The organism is Protofrankia sp. Cr2, from assembly GCF_963555885.1.
GTDB lineage: Bacteria > Actinomycetota > Actinomycetes > Frankiales > Frankiaceae > Protofrankia.
The window spans coordinates 83,403-106,555 of sequence record NZ_CAUVXG010000005.1 but is presented as its reverse complement, the minus strand read 5'-3'; the positions used below and the strand labels follow the sequence as shown (position 1 = coordinate 106,555).

Genomic DNA, 23,153 nt, shown 5'->3' with positions numbered 1-23,153 from the left:
ATCGACTGCCCGACGACGGGCACGAACGAGCCTCAGCCGGCCCGCTCGTGCCATCCGCGTGCCAGATCACTCCCCGGCACGGCCGTTCCGCCATGCCGGCAGCGTGTCGGCCGTCAGGTCGAGGGCACGAGAGTCGTCAGACAGAACGGGTGCCCCGCCGGATCGAGCAGCACACGCCACCGGTCCGGGGATGGCTGCTCGTCGGCAAGTCGTGCGCCGATGGCAATCGCCTGAGTCTGTGCCGCGTCAAGATCCTCGACCGCGAACTCGATGTGCACCTGCTGCGGGATGCCGCCCGTGGGCCACGTCGGGGGTCGATGGTCCGGGACCCGTTGCGCTGTGATCCAGACGGCCGGCCCCTTGACCGCGACGAAGTCCGCACTGCTGAAGGCGATCTCGCCGCCGGTCAACTCGGCGTAGAACCGGGCCAACGGATGGGGCTCGGAGCAGTCCAGCGAAATCGCTGCCAAGCGTGCGACACCAGCCACCGTCTTTCTCCTCACCGATTGCGACAGGCCGTCGCGTTCAGTGCGACAGGTACGCAAACGCTATCATTAACCACCGACAGTTAACATCGACGGTGGCTGGCCGCCGGCTGGAGCCGGCCCACCCGGTGCGGATTCCGTTGGTGGTGCCGGTAACGTTCGCCTGTGAGCGCCATCCTCGTCGCCAAGGGCCTGGCCGCCGGATACGGCGGGCGGGCGCTGTTCAGCCAACTCGAGCTGGTCGTCAGCCCGGGTGATGTGATCGGGCTGGTCGGGGCGAACGGCGCGGGCAAGTCCACCCTGCTGCGCCTGCTTGCGGGCCTGGCCAGCCCCGAGCACGGTACGGTCGGGCTCACCCCGCCGGGCGCTTCGGTGGGGTACCTGGCGCAGGAACCCGACCGGCATCCCGACGAGAGTGTGCACGCCTTCCTCGCCCGGCGCACCGGCGTGACCGACGCCCAGGACCGGCTGGACGACGCATCCGTTGCCCTGTCCCGACAGGAGCCCGGTTCGGACGACAGCTACGCGACGGCGCTGGACCGCTGGCTGACCCTGGGGGCCGCCGACTTCGACGAGCGCGCGGCGGTGGTGGCGGCCGACATCGGGCTCGCGATCGACCTGACGGTGCCGACAACGGCGCTGTCCGGTGGCCAGGCGGCGCGGGCGGGGCTCGCCGCACTGCTGCTCAGCAGGTTCGACCTCTTCCTGCTCGACGAACCGACCAACGACCTCGACCTTGACGGACTAGCCCGTCTGGAGGAGTTCGTCACGGGGCTGCGGGCCGGAGCCGTGGTGGTCAGCCACGATCGGGAGTTCCTCGCCCGCACCGTCACCGGCGTACTGGAGCTGGATCTCGCACAGCAACAGGTCAGCTTCTTCGGCGGCGGGTATCAGGCATACCTCGACGAACGGGAGGTGGCCCGGCGGCACGCCCGGGACGCCTTTGAGCAGTACGCCGACCGCCGCGGCGCGCTGACCGAACGGGCCCAGACCCAACGGACCTGGATGGACAAGGGTGTGCGAAACGCCCGACGCAAGTCCACCGACAACGACAAGATCGGCCGAAACCTCCGCGGCGAAACGTCGGAGAAGCAGGCCGCCAAGGTCCGCCAGACCGAACGTATGATCGAGCGGCTCGATGCCGTCCCCGAGCCGCGCAAGGAATGGGACCTGCGGATGGAGATCGCGACGGCTCCGCGCTCCGGAGCCGTGGTCGCCGTGCTGATCGACGCGGTCGTGCGTCGCGGCGGCTTCACCCTGGGACCGGTGACCGCCCAGCTCGGCCGTGGCGACCGGGTGGCCATCACCGGACCCAACGGGTCCGGGAAGTCGACGCTGCTGGCCGCGCTGCTCGGCCGGTGCCCGGTTGACAGCGGCCGGGCGTCGCTCGGTTCCGGGGTGCTGGTCGGCGAGGTCGACCAGGCCCGTGGGCTGTTCGCGGTGGACGCTCCGGTTCTCGACGTCTTCGCCCGGTTGCTACCCGACCTGGTCACCGCCGACCTGCGCACCCTGTTGGCCAAGTTCGGCCTGCGGGCGGACCACGTGAAGCGAGCGGCCGCCACTCTGTCGCCCGGCGAACGTACGCGGGCGGCGCTGGCGCTGCTGCAGGCACGCGGGGTCAACCTGCTGGTACTGGACGAGCCGACGAACCATCTCGACCTCCCCGCGATCGAACAGCTGGAGGCTGCGCTGGCCAGCTACACCGGCACTCTGCTTCTGGTCACCCATGACCGCCGGATGCTCCAGGCGGTCCATACCACCCGCCGGTGGCAGGTCAAGGCCGGCCGGGTCATCGACGCGAGCGCCGGTCAGGTCATTGAACCGAACTGAGTGGCGAACTGAGTGGCAACCTGACGTCGCCAGCCGTCGCGCCCCCGACTGGCCGATCCGTCAGGCACCATCGGACCTACCATGACACTCGCCGACCAGCTGCCCGCAACGCCGGAGCCCGACGACATCTTCGACGCGTTCACCGCGTGGGCGCAAGGGCAGGGACTCACCCTGTACCCCGCCCAGTCCGAAGCACTCATCGAAGTCGTGTCCGGTTCCAACGTCATCGTGGCAACCCCGACCGGGTCCGGCAAGAGCCTCGTGGCCACCGGCGCCCATTTCGCGGCCATGGCCGGCAAGCAGCGCAGCTTCTACACCGCGCCCATCAAGGCGCTGGTGTCGGAGAAGTTCTTCGCCCTGTGTGCCACGCTAGGAGCAAGCCGGGTCGGGATGTTGACCGGGGACGCCGGGGTCAACGAGGGCGCGCCGGTCATCTGCTGCACCGCCGAGATCCTGGCGAACATCGCCCTGCGGGATGGAGCCGACGCCGACGTCGGCCAGGTCGTGATGGACGAGTTCCACTTCTACGCCGACCCCGACCGGGGCTGGGCGTGGCAGGTGCCGTTGCTGGAACTACCCCGCACGCAGTTCATCCTGATGTCGGCGACCCTGGGCGACGTGAGCCGGTTCGAAGCGGACCTCACCCGCCGGACCGGCCGTCCGACCGCGGTCGTCCGCTCCGCCGTACGTCCGGTGCCGCTTTATCACCATTACGTGCTCACCCCGCTGCACGAGACGCTCGAAGAGCTTCTCAACACCCATCAGGCACCCGTCTACGTCGTCCACTTCACCCAGGCGGCGGCGTTGGAACGGGCCCAGTCACTGATGAGCATCAACGTGTGCACCCGGGCGGAGAAGGATGCCATCGCCGAGATGATCGGCGGGTTCCGGTTCACGGCCGGGTTCGGTCGGACCCTGTCCCGCCTGGTCCGCCACGGCATCGGCGTCCACCACGCCGGGATGCTCCCCAAGTACCGGCGCCTGGTGGAGCTACTCGCCCAGGCCGGACTCCTGAAGATCATTTGTGGCACCGACACCCTCGGGGTCGGGATCAACGTGCCGATCCGCACGGTCGTGTTCACCGCGCTGTCCAAGTACGACGGAACCCGAACCCGGCACCTGAGTGCCCGGGAGTTCCACCAGATCGCCGGCCGGGCCGGCCGGGCCGGATATGACACGGTCGGCACCGTCGTCGTGCAGGCGCCCGAACACACGGTGGACAACGAGCGCGCCCTGGCCAAGGCCGGTGACGACCCCAAGAAGCGGCGAAAGATCGTCCGTAAGAAGCCGCCGGAGGGGTTCGTCTCCTGGGGTGTGCCGACGTTCGAGCGTCTGGTGGCCGCGGAGCCCGAACCGCTGACGTCGAGCTTCACTGTCAGCCACTCAATGCTACTCAACGTGATCAACCGACCGGGTGACGCTTTCACCGCCATGCGGCATCTGCTCACCGACAACCACGAGAGCCGCCCCGCGCAGCGCCGCCACATCCGCCGGGCCATCGCGATCTACCGGGCGTTGCTCGCCGCCGGCATCGTCGAGAGACTCGCCATCCCGGACGAGACCGGTCGCACCGTGCGGGTCACCGTCGACCTCCAGCTCGACTTCGCCCTCAACCAGCCGCTGTCGCCCTTTGCGCTCGCGTCTCTCGAACTACTCGACCGGGACTCGCCAAGCTATCCGCTGGACGTTCTGTCCATCATCGAGGCCACGCTGGACAACCCACGCCAGGTCCTCTCCGCGCAGCAGTTCAAGGCCCGCGGTGAGGCCGTCGCCCAGATGAAGGCGGACGGCGTCGACTACGAGCGGCGCCTTGAGCTGCTCGACACGGTCACCTACCCCAAGCCGCTGGACGAGCTCCTCGCGGCCGCGTTCGCGATATACCGACGCGGCCATCCCTGGGTCGACGACCACGAGCTCGCACCCAAATCGGTGGCCCGGGACATGTACGAGCGGGCCATGACCTTCGTCGAGTACGTCGGCTTCTACGGCCTGGCCCGATCCGAGGGTCTGCTGCTGCGCTACCTGGCCGACACCTTCAAGGCCCTACGGCAGACGGTGCCCGAGGATGCCCGGACCGAGGAGCTCACCGACCTGACCGAATGGCTCGGCGAACTGGTCCGGCAGGTCGACTCGAGCCTGTTCGACGAGTGGGAGAAGCTGCGCAATCCGACGCCGGAGGCGTCACCCGTTCGGATCGACGAGCGGCCGCCCGCCGTGACGGCCAACATCCGCGCATTCCGGGTACTCGTGCGCAACGCCCTGTTCCGCCGGGTGGAGCTGGCCGCGCTGCGTCGCTACGACGATCTCGGTGCTCTCGATGCCGACGCGGGCTGGGACGGCGACCGGTGGGCGGCGGCCCTGGAGCCGTACTTCGACCTGCACGGCGAGATCGGCACCGGCCCCGACGCCCGCGGACCGGGACTCCTCATCATCACCTCCGAGCCCGGACGCTGGCGGCTCCGGCAGATCTTCGATGATCCGGCCGGCGACCACGACTGGGGCATCAGCGCCGAAGTGGACCTCGTCGCCTCGGACGAAGCCGGGGCGGCCGTCCTGCACGTCACCGCAGTTGATCAAATGTAGGGCGGACTGTAGTACGGATTGTGCGGACTGTCGTACGGATTGCAGGGCGGGCGGATGACCGCGACCGGGCACACAGCGTGCCGGACACACTGATCGCCGACCGAACCGAGGAGCAGTTCGGCGAAGCCGCCATGACCACGGGCGCCCACCACGAGCAACTGCGACGTCGTGGACTCCAGCAACAGCGCGCGGGCGGCGGAGTCGACGACCACCTCGCTGCTGACACACAGTTGCGGTGGAGCGTCCCGCAGTCCCGTGGCCAACGCATCGTCGAGCACATCGTTTGCATGATCGACAAGGGTCCGGCCGACGGACGCGAGAAACTCCGGATAGGGCGTGGACGCGACCGCCAGCGCATGTACCACCCGCAGCGGCACATCGCGGTACGTCGCCTCACGAGCCGCCCACCTGAGTGCAGCCAACGACGATGGCGAACCATCCACCCCTACCGCCACCGGACGGCGATCACCGGGTACGCCGAAACCCCGGCCGCGGACGACGACAGCCGGTACCTCGCCGTGGTCGACGACCGCCCGGCCCACTGTCCCGTCGAGGGAGCGGTGCGCCAGACCGTGCTCGCGCGAGCCTACGACCAGCATCAACGCCTGCTTCGACGCCGCCAACAAGGCGAGCAACGCGGGCTCGTGGACCACCCGCCGGAGGATTCCCGGGGCCGGATCGCAGGCTGGGAGCCGATCAATTGCCGCGTCGAGAACCGCAGCCGCCGCCGCTGTCAACCCATCACGATCTGCAACGTGCGCCTGTCGGTGGACGATCCTGGGCTGGCCGTCCGCGGTCCAGGCCACCAGCGCGGTCACCGACCGTCGATGAATGGCTGCGGTATGCCAGGCCCACCGCAACGCCTCGGCGGAACCCGGCGAGCCGTCCACGCCGGCAACGATCCCTGGCAGCGCCAAGCTACTACCGTCTGTCATCGCCGTCATCCCTGCGTCCTTCCGCAAACCCGTTCTGAGCGCCACTCGTTTTGATCATGAGGCCGAGGGCGGCCGGGTGCCGGAAGCATCCGGACACAGTGACGGAGACGTCGGACGGAGACGTCGGACGGAGACGGGAACCCCTACCAGGGCTCGCGCGACCGGACTGTCGTGCTACCCGGGTGTCGTACTACCCGGTGGTGCTCGGGGTGGAGGCGCGCACCATCGCCCGGACCGCCATGAGCGCGAATCCGAGAAGATTGCGCCCCGGCCAAGCCGACGGAACCCGGGCCAGGGCGTCGTCGGCGGCCAGACCGATCCCCCATACCCGGTCCAATGGACTCGCCTCCACCAGCACCCGCTCGCCGGTGCCGAGCAGATAGTTACGCAACGCCGGATGCTGACTGAACTTCGCGACGTTGCCCTGGACCACGATGTCAAAGGAGCACTCGCTCCACACCGTCTCATCGAAGCCGCGCACCTGCCGGCCGTGCTTCTTCGCGGCGGCCGGCTCGGCGGTGGCGAGAACCGCCCGAGCCGCGGCCACGTCGCCGAACAGCCGGGCCTTGCGTTCCATCATGAAATGCTCAGCCGTCGGATAACGCAGGCCGTCAACAGTGAACGCGGAGGGCCACCACTGGCTCAGGCAGCCCACGCCGACGCCACGGCCGCCGCCACGCGGCGGATGGTGCCCCCAGAAGAACAGAAGATCCAGAGCGTGCCCAGCCTGTTCCAGCAGGACCAGATCCTCAACCGCAGAGGCGCTTGCCGGGATGCTCACGGCCTGATGGTCGCATGAGTTGCCTCACCTCCAACGGCATTCCCACCAGTGCCCCGGCGACTGCGGCCTCCGGGCGCGCGATCTGACGATCGTGGCGCGCCCTTTGGCCCACCAGCCGAACCATCCAGAGCGTCCCCGGGCTGGGACGGCGCTTCATCGGAGCGGACCCCTGGCCGACGATCACGTTGCGTCGCCGACCCTCGCGCCGGCCGTTCGGCGCGAGGGTGCGGTACCGACGGCAGGAACAGGGCCACGATCTGCAAATCACATGACAACTGCATTGATAAGACCTTTGTCAGAAAAACTCTTGCCCACTTGGACGATCTTCGCTGGAAGACCCGTCAGAACAGGTTCTTACGGACTTGTCACCGTGTTACAGCCGACGGGGCCGACGAGCACCGCCACCGCGACCGCCAACCCCGTGATCGGTAAGGACCGGATACGGTTGCGAGCCAAGGTCGGCCTCCCTCCGGGCGGTCGGCACATCGGGCGCAACAGGCACATCGGGTGCGCCGCCTACATCCACCGATACCTGCTGACGCTATCGCCCGTGCCGGCGCATCCGGGCCGACCACGCCGATCCACAACAGTCCGGTTGAGGACACCGCCCCAACCGGTGGGGCCCAGGGGCGGTGCAGTACTCGCTCGGCCGGCCCACACCCCCGGCTGGTGGGGCCGCCTGCTCGGTGTACCGGCTCGAACATGTCCGCTGCCATGTCCAGCCGTGGTGTGGCCTGGTCCGTGGGGGAACGGTCCCGGTGCGGGTCAGGAGGGTGGGATCGGTTCGGTGGTGATGTCCGCGCCGATGGAGCGGAGTTTCCCGACGGGGTCTTCGTAGCCGCGTTCGAGGAAGCGAGTGCCGCTGATGAGGCTGGCGCCCTGGGCGACGAGTGCGGCCATGATGTAGGCGAAACCGGCCCGCAGGTCGGGGATCTCCAGGTCTGCGGCGGCGAGCTGGGTGGGCCCGCTGACGACGGCGGAGTGCTCGAAGTCGCGGGCGGCGAAGCGGCAGCGTCGGCCACCGAGGCAGGCTGTGGACAGGGCGATGGTGGCGCCCATGTCGTTGAGCTGCCGGGTGTACCCGAACCGATCCTCGTAGATCGTCTCGTGGATGACCGATGCGCCGCTGGCCTGGGTGAGCAGCACGACGAGGGGCTGCTGCCAGTCGGTCATGTAGCCGGGGTGCACCCCGGTCTGCACGTGCGCGGCGGTGAGGTCCCGAGCCCGGTAGAAGGTGATGCCCCGGTCGGTGACGGTGAACTCGCCGCCGATTTTGCGGAGTTGGTTGAGGAAGGTGGTGACGTGCTCCTGGCGGGCGCCGAGCACTTCAACGCGTCCATCGGTGGCGACCGCCGCGGCGGCGAAGGAGGCGACCTCGATGCGGTCGGGGATGGGGGCGTGGACGGCGCCTCGCAGGGTGGGTACGCCCTGGATGACGATGGTGCGGTCGACCTCGACGTCGACGAGGGCGCCCATCTGCTGGAGAAACAGGATCAGATTGATGATCTCTGGTTCGACGGCGGCGTTGGAGATGATGGTCGTGCCGTGGGCGAGGACCGCGGCAAGGAGCAGGTTCTCCGTCGCTCCGACGCTGGGGAACGGCAGAGTGACATGGGTGCCGGTCAGTCCGAGGGTCTTGACCTCGACGGAGCGAATCTGTTCGATGATCTCCGCACCCATCGCGCGCAGCCCCGCAAGGTGGAAGTCCACGGGGCGTTTCCCGATCCGGCAGCCGCCGGGGAGAGGGACGACGGCCTGCCCGACGCGGTGCAGGAGCGGTCCCATCATGAGGATCGGGATGCGGTTCACCCCGGAGTACGCCTCGGAGAGCGCCCGGCTGGTGATCTCCGGGGTGGTGACGCGGACGGTGTGGGGGTCGAGCCACTCCACCCGGGTGCCGAGCTCCGCGAGCATGCCGAGCACGACATCGACCTCGACCATGCGGGGTACCCGCGTCAGGGTGCAGGGCTGGTCGGTGAGCAGGGTCGCGACGAGGAGTTTCGTGACCGCGTTCTTCGCTCCGGACACTTCCACGGTGCCGATGAGCGGCTGCCCGCCTGTGATGCGGTACCGCCACCGGTCGCGGGCCACGGGTGTGGCGATGCCAGGGTTCTCAGCCCGCACGAGGCCACCTCCTAGAGTAGTTGATGAGATGCATTGAGTGACGGACGGTCGGTTACTGATTCAACCAGACGCGGATGCGCTCACCCGGGCGGCGTCGGATATCGGCTCGAAGAGCGGATTGCCGCATACCCGGGTGAGATCGCCGGTGAGAAGCGCCCGGTAGAGGGCGATGCGGGCGTTGTCCTCGACGCGGTAGGCGTTGTCCACGGCCTCGTGGATCGTGCGGCCGATGGTCATCAGACCATGCCGGTAGATCAGGAAAGCCAGGCCGTGGCGGGTCAGTTCCTGCGCGCGGGGAAGCAGCGCGTCGAGGACCTGCGGCAGCAACGCCCTGTTGATGACATAGGGGGCGGGGTTGGCCACGATGCCGGCGGGGATCGGTAGCGGCAGGTCGTCGGGGGTGAGCCGCGCCTTGATCGCGGTGTCGTCCACGGCGACGACCGGGACGGCCCCGAGAACATCGTGGCGGTTGACCACGCTGGGCGGAGCGACGCCGAGGGAGGCGAACGTGGTGGCGTACGGGGAGTGTGCGTGGACGATGCCGCCACAGCGGGGCAGGTGGGCGTAGACGGCGAGGTGGAGGACCGTGCCGGCGGCACCGAGTCCACCGGTCTGCTCCACGATCTCTCCGGTCGGGGTGAGGACGATGAAATCCTCGACGGTGATGTGCCGCCACCCTCTGAACGCCAGACCCGTGGTGGACATCAGAATGGTGCCGTCCTCCAGCCGGACACTGAGCGCTCCACCACCGGATTCCAACACCCCGCGGTGGACCAGTTCACCGGCCTGCTCGACCAGCAGGCGTCGTTCGGTCGTAGACCGCATGATGATTCCTTTCGTTAATCGACAGGCCGGCCGGTCCGGATTCGGTCAGACATGGACGGTGGCGTGTGACATGGACAGCGGGCGTCGCGGTTCGATCTGGACACCGATCGCGGTGAGGGGCCGGACGACCGCGTGGGCGGGCAGGACGGTCTGCGATGCGGTCACGCCGCTGTAGAGGAGCGCGTCGGGGCCGATCAGTACACCGGGGCCGACCGCGGTGTTCACCCCGATCCGGACGCGGTCACCGATGACCGCGCCGAACTTCACCGCGCCGCAGTCGTAGCGGTGCCCGCCGGGCGCCCTTATCGTGATTTCCCGGTCGGGGCAGGCCATGTCGGCGTTCCACAGGTGCACCGACGCGACGATCACGCCGGCGGCCAGGTGTGCGTGGGCGCCGACGATGCTGTGCCCGATCACGACACGGTGGGTGAGTATCGCGTGCCACCCGACCAGAGTGTGGATCACTTCACAACCGTGGCCGACGACGGCATGACCCGATACCACCGAGCCGTCGCGGACGGTGGAGAACTCGTGCACGCGGGCGTGCGGGCCGATCAGCACGTCATCCCCGATGATCGCGGCGGGATGGATGATCGCGGTGGGATGGATCCGCTCGACGGTGTGCGTCAGCGCCTGGGCGTGAGCGGATCGGAACGCCGGGGCCAGTCCGGTGATCTCTACATCGGACAGGGTGTGCAACTGCCAGTTGACCGCGACGGGGTCCGCGGCGAGATCGACGAAGGTCCCCACGCGTGGGGAGGTCATCATCCACTCGCTCGCGTGAGCGTGGGCTGGGAGAGCAGTTCGTGGCAGAGCTGCAGGTACTGATCGGCGCAGCGAGCCGGGGTGAAGTAGCCCAGTGCCCGGGCGCGGGCGCACCAGCCCAGCGCCGCCAACTGGACCGGGTCCTCGTTAACGACCCGGTCCAGTACGTCCACCAGCCCGTCCGGGCTGCGCGGATCGAAGGTGAAACCGGTGATACCGTCCAGCACGATTTCCGTGCTTGCTCCGGCGCGGGGCACGACGGCAGGGACTCCCACGACTGCGGCGTCGAGAATCCCCCGGCCAAAGCCCTCCAACTCCGCCACGGAGACCAGGGCGTGCGCGCCGGCGATCCGTCGGGGCAGGTCCTCGACCCAACCGCGGAAGACCACCGGCGCCCCACATGCGGCGATCTGCGCTTCCACCACCGGCTGCGCGGAGCCGAACCCGCCGTAGATGTCCACCGTGACGCGGTCCCGCAGCCGGGGGTCGGCGACCGCGTCGACGAGACGGTCAAGGTTCTTCCAGGGCGCTGCCCGCGCGACCACGACGAGACGCGCCCTTCCCCCCGCCGTGGATGCGGGCGGGGGCGGCCGCCATTCGGGGATCGCGACACCGTTATGAATCATCTGGACGGGTAGCGCGACGGGCGCGCAGCCGCGGATCGACGCCGCGGACGCTTCGCTGATCCCCACCCATCGGGCCACGTCGTCGGCGAGCAGTTCCCACGGCAACCCGTCGGGAATGACATCGGCGAGTTCTCCGGTGGCGGGGTCGACCAGCCGGATCCGGTGGGTGGGATGCAGCACGCCGCGGACCACTGTCACGACCGGCACGGATGCGGCTACCTGCACGTCGACAAGGACGGTCCGATGACTCCCGATGATCACAGTGGCGTCGCTGGTGACACATGCGGTCAATGCGGTGGTATAGCCGGCGAGGTCGTCCACCACATGGGTCACGACCCCCTCCCCTACCGGTGGGCAGGATGGGCCGCCCGCGAGTGTCCACCAGATCAACGTCACGGGGACGTCCAGTTCGGCGGTGGTCTACGCCGCAAAGCAGTCGTCGGACAGCTCAACGAAGTAGTCGACCTCCTCCACGGCACCCACCCGCCCGACGTCCACACCGAGCTGTACCGGGTCACTGCGGATCTCGCCGAAACCGCCGGAAACGTGCTGTGGGACTCCGGACAGCGCGGCCGTGCACAGCATTACTTCACCCTCGGTATCAAAGCCGCCTCCCAGGCGGGGGACCGGCCGCTCGCCGCGCACATCCTCGCGACCATGGCGGTCCAGGCAGTCGAGTCCCGTGACCTCCACGGCGGACTGGACCTCATACAGCTCGCTCAGCACGGCATCCGGCGCACCCCGCTGCCGCGCATGACTGCGATGCTCGCAACCCGCGAAGGCTGGATCTACGCGCAGCTCGGCCGGGTCCAAGACTGCCACCGCGCGATCGGTTACGCCGAAGAGGCATTCGCCGGCACCTGCGACGGCGACGCCCCGACCTGGCTGGACTACTTCACTGCGGCGGAACTCGCCGGTAGCACCGCCTCGGACTACCGCGACCTTGCTGTGCACGACCCCGCGCAGTTCCAGCGTTCCGCCCACCGGTTCGAGCGCGCCCTGACGCTGCGCGGCGACCAGTCCCTGCGCTCCCGGGTGTTCGATCTCACCGAACTCGCCAACGTCCACATCCGCCAGGGCAACGTCGAACAGGGCTGCGTGATCGGGCACCGCGCCGCCGACACCGCACGGTCCCTGAACTCCTACCGGGTCAACCAGCGCCTCACCAACCTCCTGGCGGCCACGGAACCTTACCGCACCCTCACCGTGGTCACGGAGCTACGCGAACACATCGACGCCCTCGTGGAGCCGGCGCTGTAACCCAGGATGGTCACGGCTTGGCACCGTCATGGAGGTACACCGCCCGACCGCACCGGCGCACCGCCATCGCCGCCTCAAGCCGTCGCATCCGGTCCCGTGGCAACAGATCGGCCGCCGCGCCCACCGTGACGAACACGAACGACCGCAGTTCATCGGCCGGCAACCGAATCGAGCTGATCTGCCCGGGGCTCATCACGCCGCCATCAAACAACCAGCGCATCCCCCCGACCCGACCCACGCCAGGAGACGCCCAGTCCGCGACCAGCAGCCGCAACGGTCTCGGCGCAGTCACTCCAAGCTCCTCCTGGACCTCCCGTACGCACGTCTCCCACGGCGACTCGCCGGGCTGCGCCATGCCGCCCGGGAACTCGAACCCCGGCTTGTAGGTCGGTTCCACGAGCAGAACCCGACCCGCGGCGTCGAACAGCAACGCTCCCGACGCTGTCACAGGCCCGGTGGCGGCCACCGGCGCCATCCACGCATCGCTCACACTCAGTCCTCACGCCGGTCAGTGTCACCGTAGGCAGCGGCGACCGCCGGCGCCACTTCGAACACACCTGACCCCGACGGGGGTGCCCGAGAGCTGCGCGAGAATCGGCGCTACCGTCGGATGGTGCGGGTAGCGACGTGGAACATCAACTCGGCGAAGGCGCGGCAGGCTCGTCTGATCGAATGGCTGGACCGGGTCCAGCCGGACGTGGTCTGCCTTCAGGAGACCAAGCTCGCCGATGACGCATTCCTCGAGCTCTTCGATGAAGATCTCTTCCGGCGCGGCTACACCGTCGCACATCACGGAAACGGCCGGTGGAACGGGGTAGCGATCTTCTCGCGGGTCGGCCTGGACGACGTCGAACGCGGGCTCGCCGATGGTCCCGGCTTCCCGGAGCCAGAACCTCGGGCGCTGGCCGCGACCTGTGGTGGCATCCGGGTCTGGTCGCTCTATGTGCCCAACGGCCGGGCGCTCGACGATCCGCACTACGCCTACAAGATCACATGGCTCACCGCGCTGCAGGCATGCCTGGAAAAAGCCCTGACGACCACGCCGGTACTCGCCTGCGGTGACTTCAACATCGCTCCCACCGACGCCGACGTGTGGGACCCGGCCGACTTCGTCGACGCCACCCACGTCACCGACGCCGAACGCCAGGCCCTGCGAGGGCTGACCGACCTCGGTCTGGTGGACGTCACGCGCGCACGGTGGCCGGACGAACAGGTCTTCACCTATTGGGACTACCGGTCGCTGATGTTCCCCAAAAACATGGGTATGCGCATCGATCTCGCCTTTGCCAGCGCTCCGGTTGCCGAACGGGTACGGGCGATCTGGGTGGACCGGGCGGCCCGCAAGGGTGCGGGCACATCGGACCACGCGCCGGTGGTCGTCGACATCGACGAGGCACCCGACGGCGACATCGGCCCGATGGTCCCGCCTCCCTCACCCCGCGCACAGCGCAAGCCGACCGGGGCTGACCGGGGCTGACCAGCTGGCGAGACCCTCGCGGTCGGCCCGCAGGCGGTGAGCAGGCGGTGAGCAGGCCGCGGGTCAGCCCGCCTGTACCCCGCCAGCCGTCCGCGTCTGGGTGGCCACGCGCGGCTCGGCAGCTGATGCTGCCGGCGCGTCCGCCGAGTCGCTGGACCGATCGCGTTGCGGCGCGCCGGCGATGACCGGGATACGCCTGCCGCGACCGACCGTCCTAGAGCGCCCGGCAATAGGGACACGGCGTCGCGGGGCTGGGGCACGCACCTCGCCACGTTGTCGTCGGTCGACACCCAACACCTCCGGTGCCTCCCTCCTCCGCCTCGCGATCTACGCACCCCAACCCCGCTCCTTCATCCACGCCCCTATTGCCGGGCGCTCTTAGCGCCGGCAAGCCGCACCGACAGGACGCCGTTGTCGTAGGTCGCGAAAATCTGGTCCGCGCCGACGCCGTCCGGCAGGTTGAACTCACGCTGGAAGGCGCCATGGCGACGTTCCCGTAGCACGACCGTACGGCCGTCATCGGGATGGCCGTCGCCCGTGCGGGCCTCGGTGCGCTCCCCACGGATGACCAGGCGGCCCCGCTCCAGCTCGACTGCGACGTCCCTGTCAACGTCGACGCCAGGGAGCTCCACCTGCACGACGATGTCATCCCCATCCATGACGACATCGGCCGCGGGGACGAAACCGGTGCGAGCCATCCGCGTCCGGTCAGGCACACCCCAGGTACGACGGACGATCTCGTCGAACTCTCGGTCCAGACGTCCGAACGCGGCGAACGAATCCCACAGGTAGGCGGTCATGACTTCTCCCTTCAAAGTCGGTTCCTGTCACGCTCGATCCCCGCACCGAATCGGGATCGTGTCATGGTTGTTGAGCCTAACAGACTCAGACTTATGAATGATCCAGGAAGCAATCTCGGTCCAGGACCTGTGCTTGTGACCCGCGGCCGCCGACTCAGCGCAGCCGACCCACGGCATCCCGTCCACCGGCTCGACGGTGGACTTTCCGTGGGACCGGCGCGAGGCGGCGCCCGCTCCCGGGAGACGACTCCACCCCCACCAGGCGACGTGACGGCCCGGACGAGCCCGGACAAGCACGGACGAGCACGGCTCGCTACCGTGCGTCCGCGTAACTGACGTTGATCGTCGTGAAACCCAAGGCGCTGAACAGGCCTCGCAGCATCCCGGTGGTATTGCGTTCGGCCAGAGTCAGGACGGAACCATCGGCCTTCGCCGCCTGTGTCATCCTGTCCGCGGCTACCACATAAAGTTCGCGATCATCGCTGGCGCTGCCAGTGAGAAAGCCACCGATCCGGTCCAGCACGCCTTTTTGACGTGCCACGACGTAACTGTGTTCCGGATCAACCCGCGGTTCCGACAACGTCGGCGCGGGCAAGCGGACGGAGACCATCCGCCGGTCTTCGGAGACCGTCACCGCATCCGCACCGAGCTTTCCGAAATCGACCACGGAGTCAACACTGCCGACACCCACGAACAAAGTCCGTTCGCCGCGCAACGTGGCCGGTATGAACCTGGTCTCATCCGCCAGATCGACGACGACTTCAAAATGGGCGCTGGCCGCGTGGTACTCACTGAGATCGGTCAGGGAACGCAGCACCGCGGGCGGACTGCGGTCGATCCTCTCCTGACCGAACGGATTGGTCAGCGACGGCCGCCATCCGCTCACGAACCCGATGCCGGCCAGAACCAGTACGGCGCCGACGACGATGAGCAACAGACGCGCGATACCAAGGCGAACCCGCAGCAGCGCGACGAGACCGGACCTGATACCGGACCCGATGCCGGACCTTTCACTCATGGCAACGTTTGTACCCGCAAACGACCATCTCCGCCCGCCGCACGGCCGCAAGATGCTTCGAAGTCACCTACCCGACCCCGCCCGGACCGCGCCGCTGGGACCGCGTCGGTCGGACTGTGGGCGCGCGGCGGGTACGAGAGCCCCGCCGTCGCCAGCGCTGCTCGCATCCGTCCGCGCAAGAACGATTGCGGTGCGGTCATCGCTGGGACGTCCGGGAGCGTGCGCGCGGACGGCTTCGAAAACCGCGTCAAGCAGTTCCTGCGGGCCCTGCGAAGGGACCCGCAGGATCTCCGCGAGCAGCCGGTCCTCGCCGAACTGCTCACCCCTTTCGTTGCGGGCCTCGGTGAGACCGTCGGTGTAGATGAACAGAGCGTCGCCGGGCTGTAGCCGCAAGCTCGCGGTGGCCCAGGCGCCCGGCGCAGCCAGCAGGCTGGACACCAGCGGCCCGGTGGCGGTGAGCGTGACGACCTCCGCGGTCGGCGATTCCCGCGGCAGAGTCGCCGAGAGCTCCCCTGCTCTGCCGGAGCGACTGCCGGACCGGTGCAGAAGAAGCCCCTGCGGATGGCCGGCGTTGGCATATTCGACCGTCCCGGTCGCCGGGTCGACCACCGCGACCACAGCCGTGGCGAAGACCTCGTCGGTCTCGCCCAGGTTGTCCACGACCCACTCGATGGCGGCTCCGGGGTCGGACACCCCGCCGGTCAGAGCCGCGCCCAGCAGCTGTTTGAGCCGCAGCGCGTACACACCAGCCGCCGACCCGTGGCCGGACACATCGCCCACGACCACCCCGACCCGGCCGCCGGGCAGGTCCACCGAATCGAACCAGTCGCCGGCCAGCTCCCCCTCGGCCGGATCGACCCGACCGCGCACGACCAGCCCGGACGCGTGCAGAGTGGACGGGGTGAGCGCGTCACGCAGGGCGACCACGGCGGGCCCCTCCTGAGCGAGCGCCTCCCAGAGCCGGTCGTTCTGCCGGACGAGGCGTACCAGCTGCGCCCGCATCGCCTCAACGTTGCCGGCAAGATCGACCAGCTCCTTGGGCCCGACCGCGGGGATACGGGTGTCATAACGTCCGGCAGCGACCGCGTTGACCGCCCTACGCAGCGAGGCGATCGGCCGCAGGAGCCAGCGACGTGCGACAACACTCAACGTGACCACGATGACCACAACCAGGAACACCGCCGTACCCAGTGAACTGAGCAACAGGTCCTGGGCGCCGGCGACCCGACCGACGGTGGATGCCTGCTCCCGGGAGATCGCGATCTCAAGGCTGGTCACATCGGCGCGCAGTGCGCCCAGCCGGGTCCGGGCCGTCGAGGACCTCTCGACATCGCGGGCAGCCGCAACAGCACCGTCCTGCATCGCCGCAAGTTCCGGCCGCGCCACGTCCGAGCGCCACGCCTCGTACGCTGCGGCGACGCTGTGCAGTTGGGTGACCAACGTGGTCTGGTCACCCAGGAGCATCTCCAGGCGCGCATAGTGCACCGGGATCAACTTGCCGGCCTCGTCGAACGAATCGAGGAAGGAGCGATCCTCGGTGATCAAATACCCGCGAACGCTGCTCTCCTGATCGACGTAGTCAGCCAGGAGCATGGCCGCGGTGGTCGCGGCGGGATCCAACCGGTTGCCCCGTTCGGCGGTGGCATGGTTGGCCCGGACCGCGGAGTAGACCGCTACCCCGAGGGTGGCGACGCCCACGACCAAGGCCAGTGCCGCCATCGCCCGGATGCCCCGGCGCAGACCCGCCACCTCGGCCACGGTGACTCCCTCCGATCCCCGAAGCCCTTGCCGCATCGATGTCGGGCTCACAGCATTGTCGCCCAACGCGATGACGGCATGGCGCGCAGCCGACCCCTCGGACTCCCCGCCGGAAGCCCTACGCAGAGCGCCCCCAGGATGGGGCGATCACTCAGGGAGCGACGATCCGGCTGCATGGACCATGGATGAAGATCTTTTTCATGGAGAGTTAATGATCATCGCTGCTCACAACGCTTCTCCATCCGTTACGCTCTGTTCGGTCAACGTCCGCCGACCAGGCGGCTGTGCCACACCGAGCCAACACCGGGGCCAACACCGGGGACAACACCGGAGGTCAGCCAGCACCGGGTGTCAGCCGAACACCTGACATCATCCAGCGCCGGAAACCATCCAGCGCAGGCAACCAAGGAGGCAATCACGTAATGACGGCGGAGACTCCGGCGAGGCCACCGCGGATGCGGATACGATCACGACGGCAGACTCGCACGGACCTGCCGCAGCCTCCCCCCGACGCTGCCATCTGGAGCCAGGGGCTCACCAAGCAGTACGGCGCCCGACGTTCAGTGGACCGGCTCAGCCTCCACGTTCCCACCGGGGCGTTGTCAGGTTTCGTCGGGCCCAACGGAGCCGGCAAGACGACCACTCTGCGAATGCTTCTCGGGCTGATCCGGCCGAGCGAGGGCCACGGTTTCGTGCTCGGGCACCCCATCGGAGATCCCGCGGCCTATCTCCCCCGGGTCGGCGCGATGATCGAGGGGCCGACCTTCCACCCCGGCCTCACCGGGCGCGCCAATCTACTCCTGCTGGCCCGCCTGCGCCGGCTCGGTCCGGAGCGGGTCACCGAGACATTGGACTCGGTCGGCCTCACCACCCGGGCCGACGACCGGTTCTCCACCTACTCGCTGGGTATGAAGCAGCGATTGGGAATCGCCGCCGCGCTGTTGCCGAACCCCGAACTCCTGATCCTCGACGAACCGACCAACGGGCTCGACCCAGCGGGCATCCGGGAGATCAGAAGCCTGCTCAAGGACCTCGCTGCGGCGCGGATGACGGTTTTCGTGTCCAGCCACCTGCTGTCCGAGGTCGAACAGATCTGTGACCATCTGGTCATGATCCGTGCCGGCCGGCTACTCTTCCAGGGTCACGTGACCGACCTGCTTGCCGCCGAGGAGCCACGGCTCGTGCTGACCCCAGAACATTCGGGAGACGCCGAACGCCTGGCCGCTCTGCTGCGCGACCACGGCCTGCGGGTCGACCCGCCGCAGGGGTCCTCGATCGGATCGGTAAGCGTACACGCCCCTGAAGCCGTAGCCGCGAACCTCAACAAGATCGCTATGAAAGCGGGGATCACCCTGCGCGCGTTGACCGCCTACCGCCCTACGCTGGAAGAGACTTTCCTGGTCGCAACCGGCGGGATCGACGGCGATCTGATCCCGCGTAGCCGCAGCTCACCGGACGCCTCGCTGGACGCCGCAGTAGCCGCCTCGACAGACGCCTCGGTAGCAGCCTCGGTCGGATTCCGCATCTCCGGCATACCTGCCCCGGACATGCCCGGATGTGCGTCGTGACCCCGATGTTCCGCGCCGAATGGGTCAAGCTCGGTCGCCCACGGTTCTTCTTCGGGACGCTCGCCGCGATCGTCGCCGTCGCGGCGCTCGGCGCTGTGTTGACCATGCTGTCGGTCGGGCATAAGGACTACGACGGTGTGCCGGTCACGGCAGCCGCGGTGGCCGCACCGGACGGGGTCATGCAGGGGTTGGAAGCCGTCAGCATCCTGCTCGGTGTGACGGCCCTCGCAGTCACAGCCGCTGTAATCGGCGGTGACTTCACCCATGGAACGCTGCGTAACCAGCTCATCGCCTACCCCTACCGGCTTCGCCTGCTCGCAGGCAAATGCCTGGCCTTGGCTGCCTTCGTCACCGTGCTGGTTGCCGCAGCCACGGTGGTAGCCGCCGCCGCATCGTTCGCGCTCGCGCCCGTGACGGGCGTGGGTACCGGTGCCTGGTACAGCACAGCCGGTCTGGTCGAGATCGGCAAGGGATACCTGAACGTGCTCGCGGCGTCGCTGGGATACGCGACCATCGGCGTCCTGGTCGGGGTCGTGTTCCGGTCCCCCGCTGCCGCGGTGTCTGTCGGGCTCGCCTACGCCCTACCGCTGGAGATGCTCGTATCGCGTATCTGGAGCCCGGCGGCAGCCTGGCTGCCCGCCCGGCTCATGGACACCTTCGCCGCCGGCGCGCACGGGTATCACATCGCCTACTCCACGGCCGGCATCCGGATCCTTGTCTTCTGCGTGGCCGCGGCGTTGGTCGCCGCCGGGCTGTTCAAGCACCGTGACATGACATCCTGACCAGACTCAGGGCTGACTCAGGGCAGCAGGGCACGCAGGTCGACGCGCATCAGCCACTGGTCGAGCTTGAACGGCGGGTACGGCCACGGGATGGCGTCGAGTACCAACTGGTTGACGGGAAGCCACATCACCCCGCGGTGTGCATCGACGGCGCCCCGCCGGACGCCGATGTAGCGGGTCGACGGGCGTCGTAGTGTACCCAGACCGATGTCCAGCGGCCGGCCCGACGCGAAGGTCATGTCCCGGCCCCGACCCGACGGCCGGACGAGCTGCACCACGCCGTCGAGCCCGGCGAGGACAACCGCCCCGCTGGCCGGGTCGAGAACGATACTGCGGACGAGACCGCCCGTGTCGGTGCCCGCAACGAAGTACTCCGGTGGGTTCAGCACCCCCCAGCTCTGCGCCGGCCAGCCGTCGACCGCCGGCGTCCGACTGACCAGACCCCGCTCGCTACCGATCTTGGGGTAGACGGCGAGCGTCGCGGCGCGCAGTCCGTCCGCCGTGGTGCGGGCGATGTACAGGGTGCCGTTGGCGTCGAAACAGGCGGTCTCCATCCGCGAGCCGTCCGCGGCGGCACGCACCGGGACGCTACGCGGAGTGATCGTCCCAAGCTCTCGGCGCCCGGCACCCGCGGCGTAGGAGAACTCCTGGACGGGGAACGAGACGACCTTGTTGTCCGCTGTCCGACAATCAGTGATCAGCACAAACCGCTCGTCGCCGGCCCGGCTCGTCGGATCGGCGACAACCTCGCGGGGGCTCACCACCACAGGTACGCCGAAGACCCGGACCTCCGGGTACTGCCAGGTGGCGCGCACCCGACCCGCGGTGTCGACGACCAACAGCGCGCCCTGAGCGGTGCCGAGGCTGCTGGCGCCGAAGTACTGCGCGATCACCAGGTGGCCGCTGTCCGGTAGTCTGCTGATCGCCGCCGGGCCGCGTGACCACCTCGGTTCGCCGCTGCCCTCACGCGGGAAGGCGGTCGTGGCCGCGGCGGGCGGCGCGGTCGCGGCGAGCTGGTCGGTCGTCCACGAGCCGGCCGGATCGTAACGCCAGGGTCGTCCCCGCGCCGGGCGGCGGATCTGCCCGAGCGCCGGTAGCTGCCCGTAGACAGCCGTATCCCAGCCGAAGTAGGACACGGACGAGACGAACACCACCCGTTCGTCAGGCCCTGAACCGATCACCGCCACATCGGCCACATCGGCTCCGCCGATACCGCGAAACCCCGGCTCGGCGCGTGGCAGCTCCGTCCGCCCTGTGCTTGACGGTATGACCAGGCGGGTGAAACTCACCGGACCCGGTTCGAACACCGCCAGCTCCATGCCCGACCCGGTCGGCTGAGCCTGGTTGTCCGAGAAGGGTGTGGTGGCGGTGAAGACGGTCCCGTCGGAGGTGACGGTCGACATGTATGCGGCCTGGCCAGGCCCGAAACCCCAGCCTGGAACATCCACTGTGGCGACTCGGATACCCTCGGTGTGGTCCCCGAAACTGTCGGGCGCGCCGAAGAGCACAAGCGCGTCGGACGGTACGGCTCGCCGCGAGCCACCTGCCAGCTTCGCGATTCCCGTGGCGGCGAGAGCGCCGAGACCTGTCGCCGCCGCACCGAGCACGATCCGACGGCGGGTCGTGCCCCGCTGCCTCCCACCGGATGGGCCACGGCCGGTTTCCGGCGGCGCGGGCACGGGTGGCGCCACCGGGGTGGGGGCGGCCCCGGGAACGACAGCCGGGATGACCCCATCGGCAGCAGCCGCGGGAGCAGGCATGGAGCGCGACGAAGTCCGCCCCGGGGACGCCACGACAAGCCCGTGCACGCCCGCCGCCCGATCGCCGCCGCCCTGCCCCGCCGCCAGGCCCGCCGCCTGGCCCGGATCGCCGGATACATCCCCAGCGTGCCCAGGGCCTCGGGGCCCACTGACAGAACCATGATCGAGCGCCGGTTGGCCACTGGGTGCGGGCGGATGGTCCCCCGATACGGATTTCCGACGCATGGCTCCTAGTCTCCGATGACGACCGGGCCATGGATGGTCAGGATGAAAAAACCGCGGGGTGACCTACCGCTCGCGGACAGAACCACCGGACAGGGCCGCAGACCGCGGCGCGCGTTGCGCCGGCGGCTCGGACCCGGCACCCGGCTCGTGGCCGCCGAGCCTGGCCGGCTGCCGCCCCGCGACCGGGATGCGCAGGTCCCGCGCTGCCGGCCGATGAGCCCGCACCACCATGAGGCCGGCCATCGCCGCGGTCACCGCCTGACAGACGAGACCCACAGTGGCCGTGGCGACCAGGTGACCACCGGCGGCAGCCAAGCCCGCGGCGGTGAGCACAGTACCGGCCGCGAGCACGCCCACGACGTCCCGCCGGCCGGCCCCGAGCAGGTAGTTGGTGAACAGCAGCGTCACGGCAAGACAGGTCATGGCCAGTGCCAGGATCCACAGTGTCGAGGCGCCCGCGGCCAGGTGCGGGCCGAACACCACTGACAGCACGGGTCTGGCCGCGACCACGCCTGTCCCCACCAGCAGCAGGCCGGGGGCGGCCACCCAGGCGACCGCCGCGAGCAGGGCCGTGGTGGCGGGACGATCCTGTGCACGGCGCTGAGCCGCCTCCGGGAGCAGGAAGTTCGCCACGGCCAGACCGATGAACACCGGCACCTTGCAGGCCGTCGAAACAGCCGCGTAGGCCCCGACCTCGGTGGGGTTGAGCCAGCCGACGATGACCACGTCCATGTTCTGCAACATCGCGAGTGGCACCAGCGCGCCGAGAGCGGCCGTCGTGTCGTACCACAGCGTGGGCATGGGCCGGGTGTCCGACAATCCCGGCGGGGTCATTCCCCGCGTGGCCGATCCCCGCGTGGCCGATCCCCGCGTGGCCGATCCCCGCGTGGTCTTTCCCCGTGTAGTCCGGGCCGTACGCCGGCGGGCATGTGCGGTGCCGCACAGAACACCGACGATCAGCCCGAGGCCCGCACCGTTGACTCCGAATCCGGCGAATGCCAGACCGATGATGACGACGATGCGACCAGCACCCTCAAGTACAAAGTTATATGCGAGTTCCCGGTAGGCGCGACGCGCCTGCAACAGACCACGCTCGACCGAAAGTGAGACCCAGATCGCAGCTCCCGCGATCGCCTCGGCAATCGCGAATGGATGCGGATAAGACAGGAGCGCCGCCGCCGGGCCGCATACCACCAGACCGACGACACAAGTGACGACAACCACAACTGTGCAGACACCGCGCAGCCGGCGAATCCAGAACCCCCGCGCGTGTCGGGTATCACCGGGGAAAGCGGTGTCCCGCTGTACCACGGCGACCTGCAATGCCGAGCCACCCATCGACAGTATCAGGAAGATCCCGGTCTGAACGACGAGGGCGCCATAGTTCGTAGCATTGAGTACGCGTGCGAGTACAAGGTTGACCAGGAGGTTTCCGCCGTTGACGACAACCCCGGCAACCGCGAGCGACCCGGGGCCGGCGAGGACCCGCACGATCAACTCACGCGCTGCGATCGCCATCCAGCTTCCTCCAGCACGCTATCGCGTCCGACA

General features: G+C 68.8%; 19 protein-coding genes. 6 read left to right on the top strand and 13 right to left on the bottom strand.

What is annotated here, in order from left to right:
* Positions 1-113 precede the first annotated feature (113 nt).
* Positions 114-488, bottom strand: a complete 375-nt coding sequence (locus U9978_RS04810) for a VOC family protein (RefSeq protein ID WP_322759813.1) — start codon at positions 486-488, stop codon at positions 114-116.
* A 162-nt stretch (positions 489-650) separates the two neighbouring features.
* On the opposite strand from U9978_RS04810, the gene U9978_RS04805 reads away from it, so the two are divergent.
* A complete protein-coding gene (locus U9978_RS04805) occupies positions 651-2,315 on the top strand; it encodes an ABC-F family ATP-binding cassette domain-containing protein (protein ID WP_322759812.1) in 1,665 nt (554 codons plus the stop codon).
* Positions 2,316-2,396: 81 nt separating this feature from the next.
* A complete protein-coding gene (locus U9978_RS04800; RefSeq protein ID WP_322759811.1) occupies positions 2,397-4,898 on the top strand; it encodes a DEAD/DEAH box helicase in 2,502 nt (833 codons plus the stop codon).
* Here U9978_RS04800 and U9978_RS04795 read toward each other — a convergent pair.
* From U9978_RS04795 to U9978_RS04770, 6 genes are all read right to left on the bottom strand, one after another.
* Entirely contained in the window at positions 4,889-5,842 is a 954-nt protein-coding gene (locus tag U9978_RS04795) for a universal stress protein (RefSeq protein ID WP_322759810.1), read from the bottom strand. The two genes, U9978_RS04800 and U9978_RS04795, sit on opposite strands and share 10 nt — an antisense overlap.
* Before the next feature lie 181 nt (positions 5,843-6,023).
* Positions 6,024-6,608: an NADAR family protein gene (locus tag U9978_RS04790; protein ID WP_416210854.1), complete on the bottom strand. Its 585-nt coding sequence runs from the start codon at positions 6,606-6,608 to the stop codon at positions 6,024-6,026.
* 771 nt (positions 6,609-7,379) lie between these two features.
* Complete coding sequence (gene murA, locus U9978_RS04785) at positions 7,380-8,738, bottom strand: UDP-N-acetylglucosamine 1-carboxyvinyltransferase (protein WP_322759808.1); 1,359 nt, start codon at positions 8,736-8,738, stop codon at positions 7,380-7,382.
* Between the two features lie 60 nt (positions 8,739-8,798).
* On the bottom strand, positions 8,799-9,563 hold the full coding sequence (locus U9978_RS04780) for a class II aldolase/adducin family protein (RefSeq protein WP_322759807.1): 765 nt from the start codon (positions 9,561-9,563) through the stop codon (positions 8,799-8,801).
* 45 nt (positions 9,564-9,608) lie between these two features.
* On the bottom strand, positions 9,609-10,328 hold the full coding sequence (locus U9978_RS04775; protein WP_322759806.1) for a hypothetical protein: 720 nt from the start codon (positions 10,326-10,328) through the stop codon (positions 9,609-9,611).
* On the bottom strand, positions 10,328-11,287 hold the full coding sequence (locus tag U9978_RS04770) for a glycosyltransferase family 4 protein (protein WP_322759805.1): 960 nt from the start codon (positions 11,285-11,287) through the stop codon (positions 10,328-10,330). The genes U9978_RS04775 and U9978_RS04770 overlap by 1 nt, the downstream gene beginning before the upstream one ends.
* Here U9978_RS04770 and U9978_RS04765 point away from each other — a divergent pair.
* The gene (locus U9978_RS04765; protein ID WP_322759804.1) at positions 11,279-12,214 is read left to right on the top strand and encodes a hypothetical protein; all 936 of its coding nucleotides are present in this window, start codon (positions 11,279-11,281) and stop codon (positions 12,212-12,214) included. The two genes, U9978_RS04770 and U9978_RS04765, sit on opposite strands and share 9 nt — an antisense overlap.
* A 10-nt stretch (positions 12,215-12,224) precedes the next feature.
* Here the strand turns inward: U9978_RS04765 and U9978_RS04760 are convergent, their stop codons facing one another.
* Entirely contained in the window at positions 12,225-12,704 is a 480-nt protein-coding gene (locus U9978_RS04760) for an NUDIX hydrolase (RefSeq protein WP_322759803.1), read from the bottom strand.
* 123 nt (positions 12,705-12,827) lie between these two features.
* Here U9978_RS04760 and U9978_RS04755 point away from each other — a divergent pair, with 123 nt between their 5' ends.
* Entirely contained in the window at positions 12,828-13,691 is an 864-nt protein-coding gene (locus U9978_RS04755) for an exodeoxyribonuclease III (RefSeq protein ID WP_322759802.1), read from the top strand.
* Between the two features lie 362 nt (positions 13,692-14,053).
* Here the strand turns inward: U9978_RS04755 and U9978_RS04750 are convergent, their stop codons facing one another.
* From U9978_RS04750 to U9978_RS04740, 3 genes are all read right to left on the bottom strand, one after another.
* Positions 14,054-14,491 carry an Hsp20/alpha crystallin family protein gene (locus U9978_RS04750; RefSeq protein WP_322759801.1) on the bottom strand — a complete coding sequence of 146 codons (438 nt, stop codon included), beginning with the start codon at positions 14,489-14,491 and terminating at the stop codon, positions 14,054-14,056.
* A gap of 313 nt (positions 14,492-14,804) precedes the next feature.
* Positions 14,805-15,509, bottom strand: coding sequence for a DUF4230 domain-containing protein (locus tag U9978_RS04745; protein ID WP_322759800.1), 705 nt, complete (start codon positions 15,507-15,509; stop codon positions 14,805-14,807).
* A 63-nt stretch (positions 15,510-15,572) separates the two neighbouring features.
* Complete coding sequence (locus U9978_RS04740) at positions 15,573-17,267, bottom strand: SpoIIE family protein phosphatase (protein ID WP_322759799.1); 1,695 nt, start codon at positions 17,265-17,267, stop codon at positions 15,573-15,575.
* Between the two features lie 422 nt (positions 17,268-17,689).
* Here U9978_RS04740 and U9978_RS04735 point away from each other — a divergent pair, with 422 nt between their 5' ends.
* Both U9978_RS04735 and U9978_RS04730 read left to right on the top strand, forming a co-directional pair.
* Complete coding sequence (locus U9978_RS04735) at positions 17,690-18,835, top strand: ABC transporter ATP-binding protein (RefSeq protein WP_322759798.1); 1,146 nt, start codon at positions 17,690-17,692, stop codon at positions 18,833-18,835.
* Between the two features lie 5 nt (positions 18,836-18,840).
* Positions 18,841-19,617 carry an ABC transporter permease subunit gene (locus tag U9978_RS04730; RefSeq protein WP_322759845.1) on the top strand — a complete coding sequence of 259 codons (777 nt, stop codon included), beginning with the start codon at positions 18,841-18,843 and terminating at the stop codon, positions 19,615-19,617.
* Between the two features lie 17 nt (positions 19,618-19,634).
* Here the strand turns inward: U9978_RS04730 and U9978_RS04725 are convergent, their stop codons facing one another.
* Entirely contained in the window at positions 19,635-21,377 is a 1,743-nt protein-coding gene (locus U9978_RS04725; RefSeq protein ID WP_322759797.1) for a hypothetical protein, read from the bottom strand.
* A 288-nt stretch (positions 21,378-21,665) separates the two neighbouring features.
* On the bottom strand, positions 21,666-23,120 hold the full coding sequence (locus tag U9978_RS04720) for a polysaccharide biosynthesis protein (RefSeq protein ID WP_322759796.1): 1,455 nt from the start codon (positions 23,118-23,120) through the stop codon (positions 21,666-21,668).
* Between the last annotated feature and the right edge of the window lie 33 nt (positions 23,121-23,153).

Coding starts and splice junctions, on each gene's coding strand:
- U9978_RS04745 (WP_322759800.1), bottom strand. CDS start 15,509: ATGAGTGAAAGGTCCGGCATCGGGTCCGGTATCAGGTCCGGTCTCGTC.
- U9978_RS04750 (WP_322759801.1), bottom strand. CDS start 14,491: ATGACCGCCTACCTGTGGGATTCGTTCGCCGCGTTCGGACGTCTGGAC.
- U9978_RS04765 (WP_322759804.1), top strand. CDS start 11,279: ATGGGTCACGACCCCCTCCCCTACCGGTGGGCAGGATGGGCCGCCCGC.
- U9978_RS04720 (WP_322759796.1), bottom strand. CDS start 23,120: ATGGCGATCGCAGCGCGTGAGTTGATCGTGCGGGTCCTCGCCGGCCCC.
- U9978_RS04780 (WP_322759807.1), bottom strand. CDS start 9,563: ATGCGGTCTACGACCGAACGACGCCTGCTGGTCGAGCAGGCCGGTGAA.
- U9978_RS04775 (WP_322759806.1), bottom strand. CDS start 10,328: ATGACCTCCCCACGCGTGGGGACCTTCGTCGATCTCGCCGCGGACCCC.
- U9978_RS04800 (WP_322759811.1), top strand. CDS start 2,397: ATGACACTCGCCGACCAGCTGCCCGCAACGCCGGAGCCCGACGACATC.
- U9978_RS04795 (WP_322759810.1), bottom strand. CDS start 5,842: ATGACGGCGATGACAGACGGTAGTAGCTTGGCGCTGCCAGGGATCGTT.
- U9978_RS04735 (WP_322759798.1), top strand. CDS start 17,690: ATGACGGCGGAGACTCCGGCGAGGCCACCGCGGATGCGGATACGATCA.
- U9978_RS04725 (WP_322759797.1), bottom strand. CDS start 21,377: ATGCCTGCTCCCGCGGCTGCTGCCGATGGGGTCATCCCGGCTGTCGTT.
- U9978_RS04730 (WP_322759845.1), top strand. CDS start 18,841: ATGTTCCGCGCCGAATGGGTCAAGCTCGGTCGCCCACGGTTCTTCTTC.